We start from the raw sequence: 13,079 nt of genomic DNA on the forward strand, positions 1-13,079 counted from the left end.
AAAAATATGCCCTTAGGCGCTTATTTGGCTTTTGATAAATGTGGTTGCAGCGTGGTTAACATCAGATTATGAACACCAAGACCTGCTGCAATGACATTACCTTTATTGAACAAATTATCGGTACCATCAAAGTCGGTGACAATGCCCCCAGCTTCTTCGACCAGAAGTAAGCCTGCCGCCATATCCCAATTCTCCAGCCCCATTTCCCAGTAACCATCAACACGGCCTGCGGCCACATAAGCAAGGTCCAACGCAGCTGAACCCGTACGACGGATATCTGCTACCTGAGGAAACAAGGCTTTAAAACTGTTGAAGTAAGCTTCATGAAAAGCGGGATATTTGAATGGGAAACCTGTTGCAAGTAGTGCACCTGCCAGCTCTCTGCGTTTGGTTACACGGAGTCGACGGTCATTCAGTTTGGCGCCTTCACCACGGCTTGCAGTGAACAATTCATCGCGCTGAGGGTCATAGATAACAGCATGTTCAACTCGTCCTTTCACTCTGACGGCGATGGATACACAGTAGTGCGGAAACCCATGAAGAAAATTTGTTGTGCCATCCAAGGGGTCAATAATCCAAACGGTTTCATTGTCACCTGAACGACCCGACTCTTCAGCCATAATGGCATGGTCAGGATAGGCTTTTTTGATGACGTTGATGACTTCTTGTTCCGCGAGTCGGTCAACGTCTGACACGTAATCATTACGACCTTTAGTCGTGACTTCAAGATGCTGAACGTGCTGCAGCGAGCGCATGATCAGAGAGCCAGCATTGCGGGCAGCCCTGATTGCTATATTGAGCATTGGATGCATAAACAAATTTTTCCAGAACGATAGGTACTTCAAGAGTGCATTGAAGAACAATGACTCAGATTAAAGCCGATTATTATACCAACTATTTCTTTATGTATCTGTTGTAATATTAAAACGGTCCTTTTTGATAATGTTAATGGACAGCAAAAATATTTCTTGCTAGCGTATGTTTTATGTTGCGAATAAGCAATATAATATCCACGCCAATTTAACTGGTACTTTAAGGAGATAAAAATGAAATCATTAGCAAAACTGAGTGCTGTAATCCTGCCTTTAGCTATGTTGACTGCTTGTGCGAACACAGCTGAAATGGAAGCGCTGAAAGCCTCTGTAGAATCAGCTCAATCAACAGCTGATTCAGCTCTGGTCGCAGCCCGCAATGCTCAAAGCACTGCTGACACAGCGCAACGTACTGCAACTGACGCAGAACTGGCTGCCATGAACGCCCAGAAAGCTGCTGATGAAGCTCAATCAACTGTCGAAGAATGCTGTGCAAAAATCGACCGTATGTTTGAAAAAGCGATGAGCAAATAATCTAAATTTTAGATTTACTCATACAAAAAAGCCGGAACAATTGTTCCGGCTTTTTTTATCTATAGTATTTATCTTTAGAGCGTGTCACTCGATACTTGCGCAACCCATACAGAAATACCTACTACTTCACTAATTTTGTCAGCCATCTCAGCGGCTTCTTGTTGTGAATTAAATGGGCCGATTAAGGTTTCCCCCACTGCGCCAGATTTCGCAGGCCAGAACAGATCATTCAATTGCAAAGTATTGATTGCCTGACGTGTTTTTTGTATCGCTTTCTGGCTTAGTCCGGCATGAACAAACCAAACATCTTCTACGATATCGAGTGGCTCTTCTCCTAGGCGTTTAACGATACTATCCTGGGCTTCCACTAATCTTTCTGTAAATGCCCACTCATCATCAGCAGGTAATTTATCTTGCGCCTCTAAAATGGCTGCTACCATCGGTGTCATGTTTAAACCTTGGCGTTTATCGATGTCACTGTGTGGTTTATTGACTTCCAAATAGAGTTTGCCATCACGAACACCCGCTTTATCTGGCTGATAAATAATTTCTACAGGCGTATTCACTGATGCGATATTAAATAAGTGCTGGATATCTTCTGGGAAAAGTCGAATACAACCATGGCTCACACGCATACCTACACCAAAAGGCTTATTTGTGCCATGCAATAAATAACCTGGCATCGATAACCGCATCGCATAAGCCCCTAATGGATTATCAGGCCCGGCCGCAACCACTCTTGGCAAAGGATCACCTTTTTCAAGATGCTCTTTTCTGATTGATTCTGGTGGTGTCCATGTTGGATCTTTTCTTTTCTGGGTGATCTTTGCTTTGCCCAATGGCGTGCCCCATCCTTCACGTCCGATACCGATTGGGTGGGTGATCACTTTCTGTGTTTCTCCCGCCTTTGTTTCTGGATAATAGTAAAGGCGTAATTCGGCAATGTTGATCACGATACCTTTTTGGCCAGCTTTAGGAAGAATGAAACGGCTTGGAATAATAACGCGTGTATTCTCACCCGGAAGCCATGGATCAACATCTGGATTGGCTTCGACAATGTCGCTGTACCCTAAATCAAATTGACGTCCAATATCGAGTAAGGTGTCTTTATCTGTGCTATAAACCACCATGTTGTGACCCACAACGGTTGAGCCAGCGGATTTAAGTTCAAAAGTAGTTGCCATAGAAGGTGCCGATATCGCAAGACCTACAGCAAGAGACAACAACCGTTTCAACATCGATGATTCCTGTTTATTAAAGAATAAAGCTGCATATTGTACTTGATTAAATATAATCTTCACATTCGCTAAAAGCGTGCTTTGAATCCGAAAAAGGGCTAAGATCAACCTTTACCTTAAACAGCAAGCTAGCGTACTCTACTTCAATGAAAAAATATTATTTGCCATTAATCATCGGTCTGACCTGTTTATCACTGTCTGGTTGTTCTTTTTTCAAAAAGAAGAAGTTAAAGCAGATGAAAGCTGGAGTGTAGAAAGAATCTACAGTGAAGCTAAAGCCGCGCTGGATATCGCAGATTACAGTAAAGCCATCACCTACTACGAGCAATTGGAAGCGCGTTTTCCTTTTGGTGAATATGCTCAACAAGCATTACTCGAATCTGCTTATGCTCATTACAAATCAGATGATCCTGAAACCGCCATTGCCACCATTGATCGATTCATGCGGGTATACCCACTGAATCCGAACATCGACTACGCGATATACCTTCGTGGCTTGGTTAACTTCCACCGTGACATTGGTTTATTAGAAAAATATATTCCCCGTGATGAATCTCAGCGTGACCCAGGCGCTGCGGAGGATGCATTACGTGACTTCAATACATTGATTCAGCGTTTTCCTACCAGCCGTTATGCAGAAGATGCCGCTCAACGCATCGTCTATTTACGTAACCGTCTCGCACAACATGAAGTGAACGTTGCCAATTATTACATGCGTAGAGGCTCATACTTAGCCGCGCTCAATCGCGGTAAATATGTGATAGAAAACTATGACAGAACACCTGCGATGCCAGAGGCGCTAGTAGTGATGGCAAAAGCCTACAAAGTGTTGGGCATGCTTGAGCTGTCAGAAGACTCACTTCGTGTTCTTAGAATTAACTATCCCGGCCATCCTGGAATTGCGGAAGTAGCCCAAACCGAAGTGCAGTAGTCAAAAACAAAAAAGCCCGTCGTTGAACATTCAGCGACGGGCTTTTTTTATGCATACAGCATCAACTAAATCGCGTCTTGATCCTGCTCACCTGTGCGAATTCGAATTGCTTGTTCTAATGGTGTAACAAAGATTTTGCCATCGCCTATACGACCAGTATTGGCGGCTTTAATGACGGCTTCAATCACGCCATCCACTTTATCGTCAGCCACCGCGATTTCTAATTTTACTTTGGGTAAAAAATCCACAACATATTCAGCGCCACGGTAGAACTCAGTATGTCCTTTCTGGCGACCAAAGCCTTTAACTTCGGTAACAGTCATCCCAGTCACACCGATATCAGACAGTGCCTGGCGAACATCATCCAGCTTAAAAGGTTTAATTATCGCTTCAATTTTTTTCATCGTAGTTCCTTACTCTATAGTTGAAGTGACGGTGTAGCCTGACGTGATAGGATATCGGCGATCTCGGCCAAAAGCCCGGCTACTGATACGAATACCTGGAGGCGCCTGCCGCCTTTTATATTCATTACGATCCACCATTTTGATGACTCTTGCAACTACATCCGCGTCATAGCCCCCTTCAACCAAGTCTTCAAAGCACTGTTGATCCGCTATATAACGCTGCAGAATCTGATCTAAGACAGCATAGTCAGGCAAGCTGTCTTGATCCAACTGTCCTTCTGCCAGTTCAGCTGACGGGGGACGTGTAATAATTCGCTCAGGAATAGCCGGGGACTGTTGATTTCGATAACGGCTTAACTGATATACCAGCGTTTTATATACATCTTTCAATGGCGAGTATCCACCAGCCATATCGCCGTATAATGTCGAGTAACCCACAGCCATTTCGCTTTTATTACCGGTCGATAGCACCATTGAGCCTGTTTTATTGGATAAGGCCATCAAAATAATGCCACGGCAACGTGCCTGTATATTTTCTTCCGTTGTATCGTTCGGCAGTCCTTTAAATTCATCGGCTAATGAGTCAATAAATGCATTGAAGGTGGGTTCTATCGAAATAATGCTGTACTTGACCCCAAGCCCTTCGGCCATTAATTTCGCATCATCCAGACTCATTTGAGAGGTATAACGCGACGGCATCATCACCGCATGCACTTTGTCTGCGCCAATGGCGTCAACAGCCAGTGCCATGGTTAAGGCAGAGTCAATACCGCCTGATAAGCCAAGCACGACACCGGGAAAATGATTTTTCTCGATATAGTCTTTCAGCCCAAGCGTTAGTGCTTTGTATATGGTAGACAACTCCTCTTCAGGCTCGCACAAGGCTCCAGATAAGGATAAAGCCCCTGATGCATCCCGCTTGATGCTGACAGGGAATAAACCAAACTCTAATGCTGGCGCCTGAGCAACTTTTGTTCCTGCAGCATTGATTGCAAAAGAATAACCATCAAATACCAGTTCGTCCTGACCACCATATTGGTTGACATAGATAACAGGCAGCCCCGTTTCAGAGACACGTTTATTAACTTCAGCTTCACGCAGCGGCCATTTACCAACGTGGTAAGGGGAAGCATTTAAGTTGACAATTAATTCCGCTCCGGCGGCTTTTGCTCTGGCAGCGGGGTCTTTGAACCAGATATCCTCGCATATGGTAATGCCAATAATGATGCCACGAAAATCAAAGACAACCGCCTCATCACCTTCAACGAAATAACGCTTCTCATCAAACACACCATAATTGGGTAACTGCTGCTTGTGATAAGTACAAACCACCTTGCCATCATCAATTAACGAGGCAGAGTTATATAAACCCGATTCAACATCACCTGCTAGATGACCAACTAACACCGTTATATTATCCAGCTTACTCGCCAATGTGCTTAACGCTTTACGAACCCGCTTCAACAAACCGGGGCGGAGTAATAAATCTTCTGGAGGATATCCGCTCAGTGTCAATTCAGGAAACACCACTAAATCGGCATTATGCTGTTGTTTTGCCTGATTTGCAGACTCAATAATCCTGTTAACATTTCCTCTGACATCACCTACTACGGGATTGATTTGTCCCATCACCAGCGTGAGTGTTTGCATTTATTTTTTATCCATCATTGCCAGCATTATGTCGCCAATTTCAGCAGGCGATCGTGCAATACCACAGCCAGCAGCTTCAAGCGCTTTTAATTTCGCTTCAGCCGTGCCACTGCCGCCACTGATAATGGCGCCAGCATGGCCCATACGTTTGCCAGCAGGAGCAGTCAAACCAGCGATATAGGTCACAACCGGTTTAGAAACATGCGCTTGAATAAACTCGGCGGCATCTTCTTCGGCATGGCCACCAATCTCACCAACCATCACAATACCTTCTGTTTGGGGGTCATTCTCAAACAACTCAAGACATTCGATAAAGTTCATACCATGAATAGGGTCACCACCAATACCGACGCACGTACTTTGCCCCAACCCATTCTGTGTTGTCTGATGAACCGCTTCATAGGTTAGCGTACCTGAACGTGAGACAATGCCAATTTTTCCTGGCTGGTGAATATTACCGGGCATGATGCCAATCTTACATTCACCTGGTGTAATCAAGCCCGGACAATTTGGACCGATCAAATGTGCATCGTAACTATCTAGAGCATGTTTCACGCGTAACATATCCAGAACGGGAATACCTTCAGTGATACAGGCAATCACTTTAATACCGGCATCAGCCGCTTCCAGAATCGCATCGGCAGCAAATGCAGCAGGCACATAAATCATGGTGGCATCTGCACCTGTTTGTTCGACTGCTTCATGTACCGTGTTGAAAACAGGTTTATCTAAATGTGTTTGTCCACCTTTTCCTGGCGTCACACCACCGACAAACTGGGTGCCATAAGCAATGGCCTGCTCGGAGTGAAATGTACCTTGTTTGCCAGTAAAGCCCTGACAAATCACTTTGGTTTCACGATTGATTAAAATACTCATGCCTGCGACTCCTGGGCTGCCGCTACAGCTTGACGTGCAGCATCGGTTAAATCATCGGCAGCATATATACTCATTTCACTGTTTTTCAATAATTCACGACCTCGTTGGGCATTTGTGCCCTCAAGTCTTACAACAACGGGTAATGACAGACCGACTTCTTTCGCTGCCTGAATAATACCTTCGGCAATCAGATCACAACGAACAATACCACCGAAGATATTGACCAAAATCGACTTCACTTTTTTATCAGAAAGAATCAACTTAAATGCTTCAGCGACGCGAGCAGCTGTCGTACCACCACCGACATCTAAGAAGTTAGCAGGCTGTCCACCTTCTTTTTGAATTAAATCCATGGTGGCCATTGCCAGACCGGCGCCGTTGACCATACAAGCCACATTGCCATCCAAAGAGATATAGTTAAGGCCAAATTCACGAGCGATAACTTCTGCATCATCTTCCTGACTGGGATCAAACATCTCTGCCAACTCGGCATGGCGGAATAAACCGTTATCATCCAGATTAATTTTGGCATCCACAGCAAGTAAATCACCCTCATCAGTAACAACGAGCGGGTTCACTTCCACCAGACTGGCATCATTTTCTGTAAACAATTGATACAGATTTTGCATCACGGACTGTAGCTGTTTGAAGCTATTGCCCGTCAAGCCAAGAAAAATGCTGCACGGCGACATTGATATCCCTGTAAGCCAACAACAGGATCCACATATAAATTCAGTATCGCCTCAGGTTGTTGTTCCGCCACGGCTTCGATATCCATACCGCCTTCTGCTGAGACCATAAAAACAATACGTTGTGAACTGCGGTCAACCAGTACGGCCAGATAAATTTCACGACTGATATTGGTCGGTTTTTCTACCAGTACCTGGTGCACGGGCAGGCCTTCAGCTGTAGTTTGATGGGTGACAATATGTGTACCTAACATGCCGGCTGCGGCGGATTCTACGTCATCCAGAGAATTCACCACTTTGACACCACCCGCTTTGCCGCGACCACCGGCATGAACTTGTGCCTTAACGACCCAACGCTCGCCTGCTAGTAACTCAGCGGCTTGTCGAGCTTGAGCGGGTTCAGCAACGGATTGACCTTGAGGTGTAGGCACACCGTATCGATTAAATAATTGTTTGGCCTGAAATTCATGCAGATTCATTGTATGTTCTTGCCTTACTTGGTTGTCTTTTCAACGCCAGCGACAGTTATCTTTTAATAATCTGCGATTTGTTGATAAAAACAAGATCTTAATTCAATGTCGAAAACGTTATATTTTCTCGCAATAGCGCAATAATTACCATCACTACACATGATATAGTTCACGCTGAATGCCTTAAACGAGTTTTTACATGTTAACGCTATACCCAGAAATAGAACCTTATCAAACCCATTTACTTGAGAGAGAGACCTTATCTTCTGGAAAGAAACACGAAATTTATGTCGAAGAATGCGGCAATCCTGATGGGATTCCAGTTGTTTTTCTGCATGGTGGCCCTGGCTCAGGGTGTCGTCCACAACATCGTCAATATTTCGATCCTGAAAAATATCGTATTGTGTTGTTTGATCAACGTGGCTGCGGACGTTCTAAGCCCAGCGGTGAGCTTGAAAACAATACCACCGCGCATTTAGTCAGTGATATGGAGTATATCCGCACCCAGCTCGGTATAAATACATGGGTGATTTTTGGCGGTTCCTGGGGAGCGACATTGGCGTTGTGTTATGCAAGAGATCACGCTGACAACGTCATACACATGATATTGCGTGGTACATTTCTGGGGCGCCAGCAAGATATTGATTGGGTTTATGCTGCAGGAGGCGCTTCAAAGCTATTTCCGGAAGCATGGCATCGCTTAACGCATATGCTAGATGACGCGGAACAACAAAGACCACTGAAGGCTTACTATACTCGGCTAACCGATCCTGATGAGTCACTGCAATTATCAGCGGCTGCCATTCTTAACAGTTGGGAGGCGACGATTGTGACCATGCGAGATCATGAGTACGAAGCCGATTTAACTGAAGCGCCCGGCCCATTGGCCCACTCACGTATTCAGTTACATTATGCATTGAACCAATGTTTTATCGAAAACCGGCCTATCTTGAGCGAAATTGACTCATTACGTCATATTCCCACCCATATTATTCATGGTCGTTATGATATTGTTTGCCCATTACAGCAATCCTGGGAACTACACCAGGCATGGCCTGAAACAAGCTTAACGGTGTTACCTCTTGCGGGACATGCTGCGGGCGAACCTGCAGTGATCGATGCCTTAGTCAAGGCTACCGATGCGTTCGCGGATGAACTGTAGTGATAGCCTTATTGCAGCGTGTGAAACAGGCTTCGGTTGAAGTCAATAATCAATGTATTGCTGAGATCGATCATGGCCTGCTGGTATTTGTGGGGTTTGAAAAAGACGACTCATCGGCGATGATTGAACGTCTGGTGGAGCGAGTGATCAATTACCGCCTGTTTGCTGATGTGGATGACAAGATGAATCTCTCCGTGAAAGATATTAATGGCGGATTACTGCTTGTCCCGCAATTTACCCTGGCAGCAAACACGCAAAAAGGCCTACGTCCCAGCTTTGCTTCTGCTGCATCGCCTGACATAGGATATCAACTGTTTAATGAGTTTGTTGATGCCGCTAATAAGCAGCATCCTAAAGTTTGTACCGGTCAGTTTGGTGCTGACATGCAGGTTAAACTCATTAACGACGGGCCAGTGACTTTCTGGCTTCAGAGCTAAACTACTGTTACAGGATTTTTTGAATGCGCATTATCAGAAACTTTATTGTCGGGCTGTTATTGGTATTGGTTGGCATTGCCGCCATCATGCTTATCCCATCGCCTCAACCGCCTGCCAGTAAACCATGGGAAGTGACTGTGATGCCTGACAATAATGTCCAAGTATTTGGCATTCATTTAGGTAAAACTGATTATAAAACGGCTCAACAAGCACTCCGTGTGTTTGGCAAAACAGCCATCTTTACAGATCCGGATAATAAAGCCACGGTTGAAGCCTATTTTGATAGTGTGAACTTAGGTGGTTTATCAGCCAAAATGGTGCTGAATCTCGTCGTAGATGAAGACAAAATCGCTGATATGTTGGAGCGAGCATCAGCAGGAAAACTACAACCTAGTGGCGCGCATCAGCATGAATTGGCAGAAGAAGATAAACAGTTTTTATTGTCATCACCTGTTGCAGCGATTACCTATATACCCAGTGTTCGTTTAGATGAAGAAATGATTCAAGAACGCTTTGGTGCGCCTGATAGCACTAATACAGGATTACCAGATGATGAAGGTAACGCAGACATAATTTGGCTTTATCAGAAGCTTAATCTCACGGTTATTTTTAGCAGCAATAATAAGACGCTATTAATTTATCAAACTAAATAAGCGTCTCTTTTTCTGCCAGTTCATAGAAGGCTTCTTCGCTAACAGGCTTACTGAATAAATAGCCTTGTGCACACTGGCAAGTATGCTGTCTGAGATAATTGAGTTGCTCGTTGGTTTCCACACCCTCCGCAACGACTATCAATCCCAGGCTTTCCGTCATTGCCAGAATTGCATTGACGATGGCGGCATCGTCCTTGTCGGTGGTGACATCTCGTATGAAACTGCTATCAATTTTAAGTACATTCAATGGAAACTGTTTCAAATATGACAAGGAAGAATAGCCCGTACCAAAGTCATCAATAGCTAAGCTAATACCCATTTCACTGAGCTCAGATAATGTTAAGGTTGCCAGCTCAGGATCTTCCATTAACATAGTTTCCGTAATTTCCAGCTCTAAATTTTTAGTCGGCATACCTGTCTCCGCAAGAATATAGCGGATACGACTGGCAAGATTGCCGCCTTTAAATTGTCGACCAGATAAGTTAACGGCTAATTTGAAGTCTTCAGCTAGCTTATGCTTAATATTTAAAAAGCACTGACACGCCTGTTTCAGCACCCACTCACCGACAGATTCAATCATGCCAGTATCTTCAAGAATGGGTATAAAATCTGCGGGTGAGACTAAGCCCCACTGTGTACTATTCCAGCGCAATAGCACTTCTGCACCGTTCATTTTTCCAGTATCGAGATCAATTTGTGGCTGTAAATGAATGAAGAATTCTTCTTGCTCGACGGCTCGTCTTAAAGCCGTTTCCATAGCGAGTCTTAATGAGGCTTGTGCGTTCATATCGGCAGAATAGAACTGGAAATTATTTCGCCCCGTTTTTTTTGCGTGATACATGGCGGCATCCGCATTTCTGATCAGCATGTCAACATCACGACCATCGGCTGGATAGAGGCTCACACCAATACTTGGGCTAATATTGATTTCAACACCATCAATAAAATAAGGTTGTGACATGGCATGAATTATTTTTTCAGCCACTTTCCCTACATATTGTGCAGATCGAATATTTTCCAAAATAACAGTAAATTCATCACCGCCTAATCTGGCGACCGTATCACCTTCACGAATCGTCTCTTTAATTCGTTTCGCTACGTCTTTTAAAAGACTGTCACCTGCTTTGTGCCCTAAAGAGTCGTTAATATGTTTAAAGTGATCCAGATCGAGGAAGCAGACAGCAAGTCGGCCAGAGTCACGGTGTGCTTTGTGGATTGCATGCTCAAGCCGATCATTAAAGACATTTCTATTGGGTAAGCCTGTGAGACTATCTATACTCGCCAGATTGGTTAACCTTTCCTCATTTTGGCGCTGTGTTGTTACATCTTCAAATAACCATATCGATCCATTTTGCGGGGCATCAGCTTCAATCGATTTGCCAGCCATAGCGCACCAGAACCTATCTCCATTTTTGCGAACTAATTCCAGCTGAGCTTCATAACTTTCTCCTACTGAGAGATATTGAGACACATGTTCGCCAAATTGTTCGTAGGCGATTTGGCTTGGATAGATAAATCGTGTTTTTTGTCCTTCAATCTCTTCACGACTGTATTGGAATAGTTCTTCAAACTTCTGATTAACTCGTATCACTCTTCTGTCACGAATAAAAGCGATCCCCACCATCGCATTTTCTAAAATGGTGTTCAATTCTGATGTCATCTGATGCAATTGCTGATTCGTTTTCTTCCATTTCGTGATATCCGCTATGACACAGACCCAGACAAAGTCATCACTACCACTGATTATCCTGCTAACGGAAATCCATAATGAGAAAGCCGTACCGTCCATGCGAAGACCTTCATACTCACCACTCGACTCATCATCCAGCTCTAAATCATCAATTGATTCAGGTTTATTTGCTTCAGCAAAAAACTGTAATAAGTGCTGACCAAGAAGATCCTCAATAGCACCACCGAACATGCTGGCACCAGCAGGGTTTATATCAATGATATAGCCTTCTTCATTAAGAGATAGAATGGCTTCTGGGACACTATTTAATACTGCTCTGAGTTGCTGCTTTTTATGCTGCATGGTGACTTTAGCTTTGCTGTAATCAGCAATAAGATTCTGGGTCACCTCAGCAAAGTGATTAAAATCTCTAGCCAGCATAGAGACTTCATTTTGAGTGGATGTCACTGATATTCTTGTCTCAAACCGCCCCTCAGAAAGCGACCGGATAGAGTCTTTGATGAGCACTAAAGGCTGGTTGATCCTATTGAATAAAATATACGCAAATATCATGACAGCACTCATGATAAAGACACTTACGACGATAATTTGCCACCATGAGTAATTGGCCGAAGTAACGTCATCACTGATCTCAGCATAATTTTGTAAATTGATATGTTTTATTAACTGATTGAGTTGCGTTGTTAAGCTCGACATCAGCTTGATAGAAATACTTTGCTCTCTGGCTAACGCTGACTGTGTGGCTGTGCTCTCTTCTTCTATCGCTACCAACCCAGTTTCACCACCCATCAATACCCTGAGTGCTTCCACTTGCCTTTCTATTGCTTGTAACGTTTCAGAGACATACATCAACTCAAAAGTCTGACTTGAGAAAGCATCAATATCCTGTTCGATCTGAGCAAAAACACGATTAAACTGTTTCTTTGATTGAGAAAAATCAGATATATCGCCTGTTCGCAGAAACAACTTATAGTTGAGTAAACGAAGCTCATTGATATGACTTTTAAGAGGATGGGCTAAGTTTAGAAGCGAGACGAGGTTATCATTGCGCAGGCGTTTTTCGAGATCATCCATCAAATTTAGCAATGAGGCAGAAACACGCTCATTGCCAGCCTGCTTGGCTTTGATGTCACTGGTTAATTCAAGATGACGTTTTTTTAACTGGAAAAGCTTGCTATCAAGCACTAGATAATCTTGATATGTTGCTGATAAAGACTCTAATAAGCGGTGAGCCTCCTGCTGCTCATCCAAAGCCTCAGATAACAGCTGCGCATTTTCCTGGAACATGAGTTCAATTGCTGTTCTATCAGCAAATTCAGGTAATGCAGACACATCAGAAACACTAAGAAACTGTTGCTGTCGTTGTGCAAACAGTAAAGCAGCTTGACTAAGCTCACGGCTGTTAGCTTCTATCGGCAGTAGATGCTCAATGAAAATAGACTGTGTCTCGGACATCAAATTATTGGCATAATTCGCCATAATGCCCATAACAATAACAGCCACTAAGGTGATGGCTGCCCACAGTTGGAGCAT

At 44.0% G+C, this 13,079-nt stretch carries 11 protein-coding genes and 1 pseudogene; 5 read left to right on the forward strand and 7 right to left on the reverse strand.

Annotated features, from left to right (window positions below):
* Nucleotides 1-20 precede the first annotated feature (20 nt).
* Nucleotides 21-812, reverse strand: coding sequence for an inositol-1-monophosphatase (suhB, locus tag QUE24_RS03000; RefSeq protein ID WP_286305184.1), 792 nt, complete (start codon nt 810-812; stop codon nt 21-23).
* Nucleotides 813-1,046: 234 nt separating this feature from the next.
* Here suhB and QUE24_RS03005 point away from each other — a divergent pair, with 234 nt between their 5' ends.
* Complete coding sequence (locus QUE24_RS03005) at nt 1,047-1,346, forward strand: Lpp/OprI family alanine-zipper lipoprotein (protein ID WP_007145710.1); 300 nt, start codon at nt 1,047-1,049, stop codon at nt 1,344-1,346.
* A 74-nt stretch (nt 1,347-1,420) separates the two neighbouring features.
* Here QUE24_RS03005 and QUE24_RS03010 read toward each other — a convergent pair whose 3' ends face one another.
* A complete protein-coding gene (locus QUE24_RS03010; protein ID WP_286305185.1) occupies nt 1,421-2,584 on the reverse strand; it encodes a L,D-transpeptidase family protein in 1,164 nt (387 codons plus the stop codon).
* Between the two features lie 202 nt (nt 2,585-2,786).
* Between QUE24_RS03010 and QUE24_RS03015 the strand changes: the two genes are divergently transcribed.
* Nucleotides 2,787-3,515, forward strand: coding sequence for an outer membrane protein assembly factor BamD (locus QUE24_RS03015; RefSeq protein ID WP_286305186.1), 729 nt, complete (start codon nt 2,787-2,789; stop codon nt 3,513-3,515).
* A 65-nt stretch (nt 3,516-3,580) separates the two neighbouring features.
* Here QUE24_RS03015 and QUE24_RS03020 read toward each other — a convergent pair whose 3' ends face one another.
* The 4 genes and pseudogenes from QUE24_RS03020 to sucC all read right to left on the reverse strand — a co-directional run bounded on the left by QUE24_RS03020 (nt 3,581) and on the right by sucC (nt 7,613).
* Nucleotides 3,581-3,919: a P-II family nitrogen regulator gene (locus QUE24_RS03020; RefSeq protein WP_286305187.1), complete on the reverse strand. Its 339-nt coding sequence runs from the start codon at nt 3,917-3,919 to the stop codon at nt 3,581-3,583.
* A 9-nt stretch (nt 3,920-3,928) separates the two neighbouring features.
* Nucleotides 3,929-5,569 carry an NAD+ synthase gene (locus QUE24_RS03025; protein WP_286305188.1) on the reverse strand — a complete coding sequence of 547 codons (1,641 nt, stop codon included), beginning with the start codon at nt 5,567-5,569 and terminating at the stop codon, nt 3,929-3,931.
* Complete coding sequence (gene sucD / locus QUE24_RS03030) at nt 5,570-6,445, reverse strand: succinate--CoA ligase subunit alpha (RefSeq protein WP_286305189.1); 876 nt, start codon at nt 6,443-6,445, stop codon at nt 5,570-5,572.
* Nucleotides 6,442-7,613, reverse strand: a pseudogene (gene sucC / locus QUE24_RS03035) (ADP-forming succinate--CoA ligase subunit beta). Before sucC ends, sucD begins: the two are co-directional and overlap by 4 nt.
* A gap of 190 nt (nt 7,614-7,803) precedes the next feature.
* Here sucC and pip point away from each other — a divergent pair.
* Genes pip through QUE24_RS03050 form a run of 3 tightly spaced genes read left to right on the forward strand, consistent with a single transcriptional unit; the run spans nt 7,804 to nt 9,856 of the window.
* Complete coding sequence (pip, locus tag QUE24_RS03040; RefSeq protein ID WP_286305190.1) at nt 7,804-8,766, forward strand: prolyl aminopeptidase; 963 nt, start codon at nt 7,804-7,806, stop codon at nt 8,764-8,766.
* Entirely contained in the window at nt 8,766-9,203 is a 438-nt protein-coding gene (gene dtd / locus QUE24_RS03045; protein WP_286305191.1) for a D-aminoacyl-tRNA deacylase, read from the forward strand. Before pip ends, dtd begins: the two co-directional genes overlap by 1 nt.
* A gap of 23 nt (nt 9,204-9,226) precedes the next feature.
* Nucleotides 9,227-9,856, forward strand: coding sequence for a lytic murein transglycosylase (locus QUE24_RS03050; protein ID WP_286305192.1), 630 nt, complete (start codon nt 9,227-9,229; stop codon nt 9,854-9,856).
* Here the strand turns inward: QUE24_RS03050 and QUE24_RS03055 are convergent.
* Complete coding sequence (locus QUE24_RS03055) at nt 9,849-13,079, reverse strand: EAL domain-containing protein (RefSeq protein ID WP_286305193.1); 3,231 nt, start codon at nt 13,077-13,079, stop codon at nt 9,849-9,851. The genes QUE24_RS03050 and QUE24_RS03055 overlap by 8 nt on opposite strands.

The organism is Methylophaga marina (assembly GCF_030296755.1).
GTDB classification, from domain to species: Bacteria; Pseudomonadota; Gammaproteobacteria; order Nitrosococcales; family Methylophagaceae; genus Methylophaga; species Methylophaga marina.

Excerpts from the sequence above, each read along its gene's own strand:
- pip (WP_286305190.1), top strand. The coding sequence starts at position 7,804 with ATGTTAACGCTATACCCAGAAATAGAACCTTATCAAACCCATTTACTT.
- sucD (WP_286305189.1), bottom strand. The coding sequence starts at position 6,445 with ATGAGTATTTTAATCAATCGTGAAACCAAAGTGATTTGTCAGGGCTTT.
- QUE24_RS03005 (WP_007145710.1), top strand. The coding sequence starts at position 1,047 with ATGAAATCATTAGCAAAACTGAGTGCTGTAATCCTGCCTTTAGCTATG.
- suhB (WP_286305184.1), bottom strand. The coding sequence starts at position 812 with ATGCATCCAATGCTCAATATAGCAATCAGGGCTGCCCGCAATGCTGGC.
- QUE24_RS03050 (WP_286305192.1), top strand. The coding sequence starts at position 9,227 with ATGCGCATTATCAGAAACTTTATTGTCGGGCTGTTATTGGTATTGGTT.
- QUE24_RS03025 (WP_286305188.1), bottom strand. The coding sequence starts at position 5,569 with ATGCAAACACTCACGCTGGTGATGGGACAAATCAATCCCGTAGTAGGT.
- QUE24_RS03020 (WP_286305187.1), bottom strand. The coding sequence starts at position 3,919 with ATGAAAAAAATTGAAGCGATAATTAAACCTTTTAAGCTGGATGATGTT.
- QUE24_RS03055 (WP_286305193.1), bottom strand. The coding sequence starts at position 13,079 with ATGCTCCAACTGTGGGCAGCCATCACCTTAGTGGCTGTTATTGTTATG.
- QUE24_RS03010 (WP_286305185.1), bottom strand. The coding sequence starts at position 2,584 with ATGTTGAAACGGTTGTTGTCTCTTGCTGTAGGTCTTGCGATATCGGCA.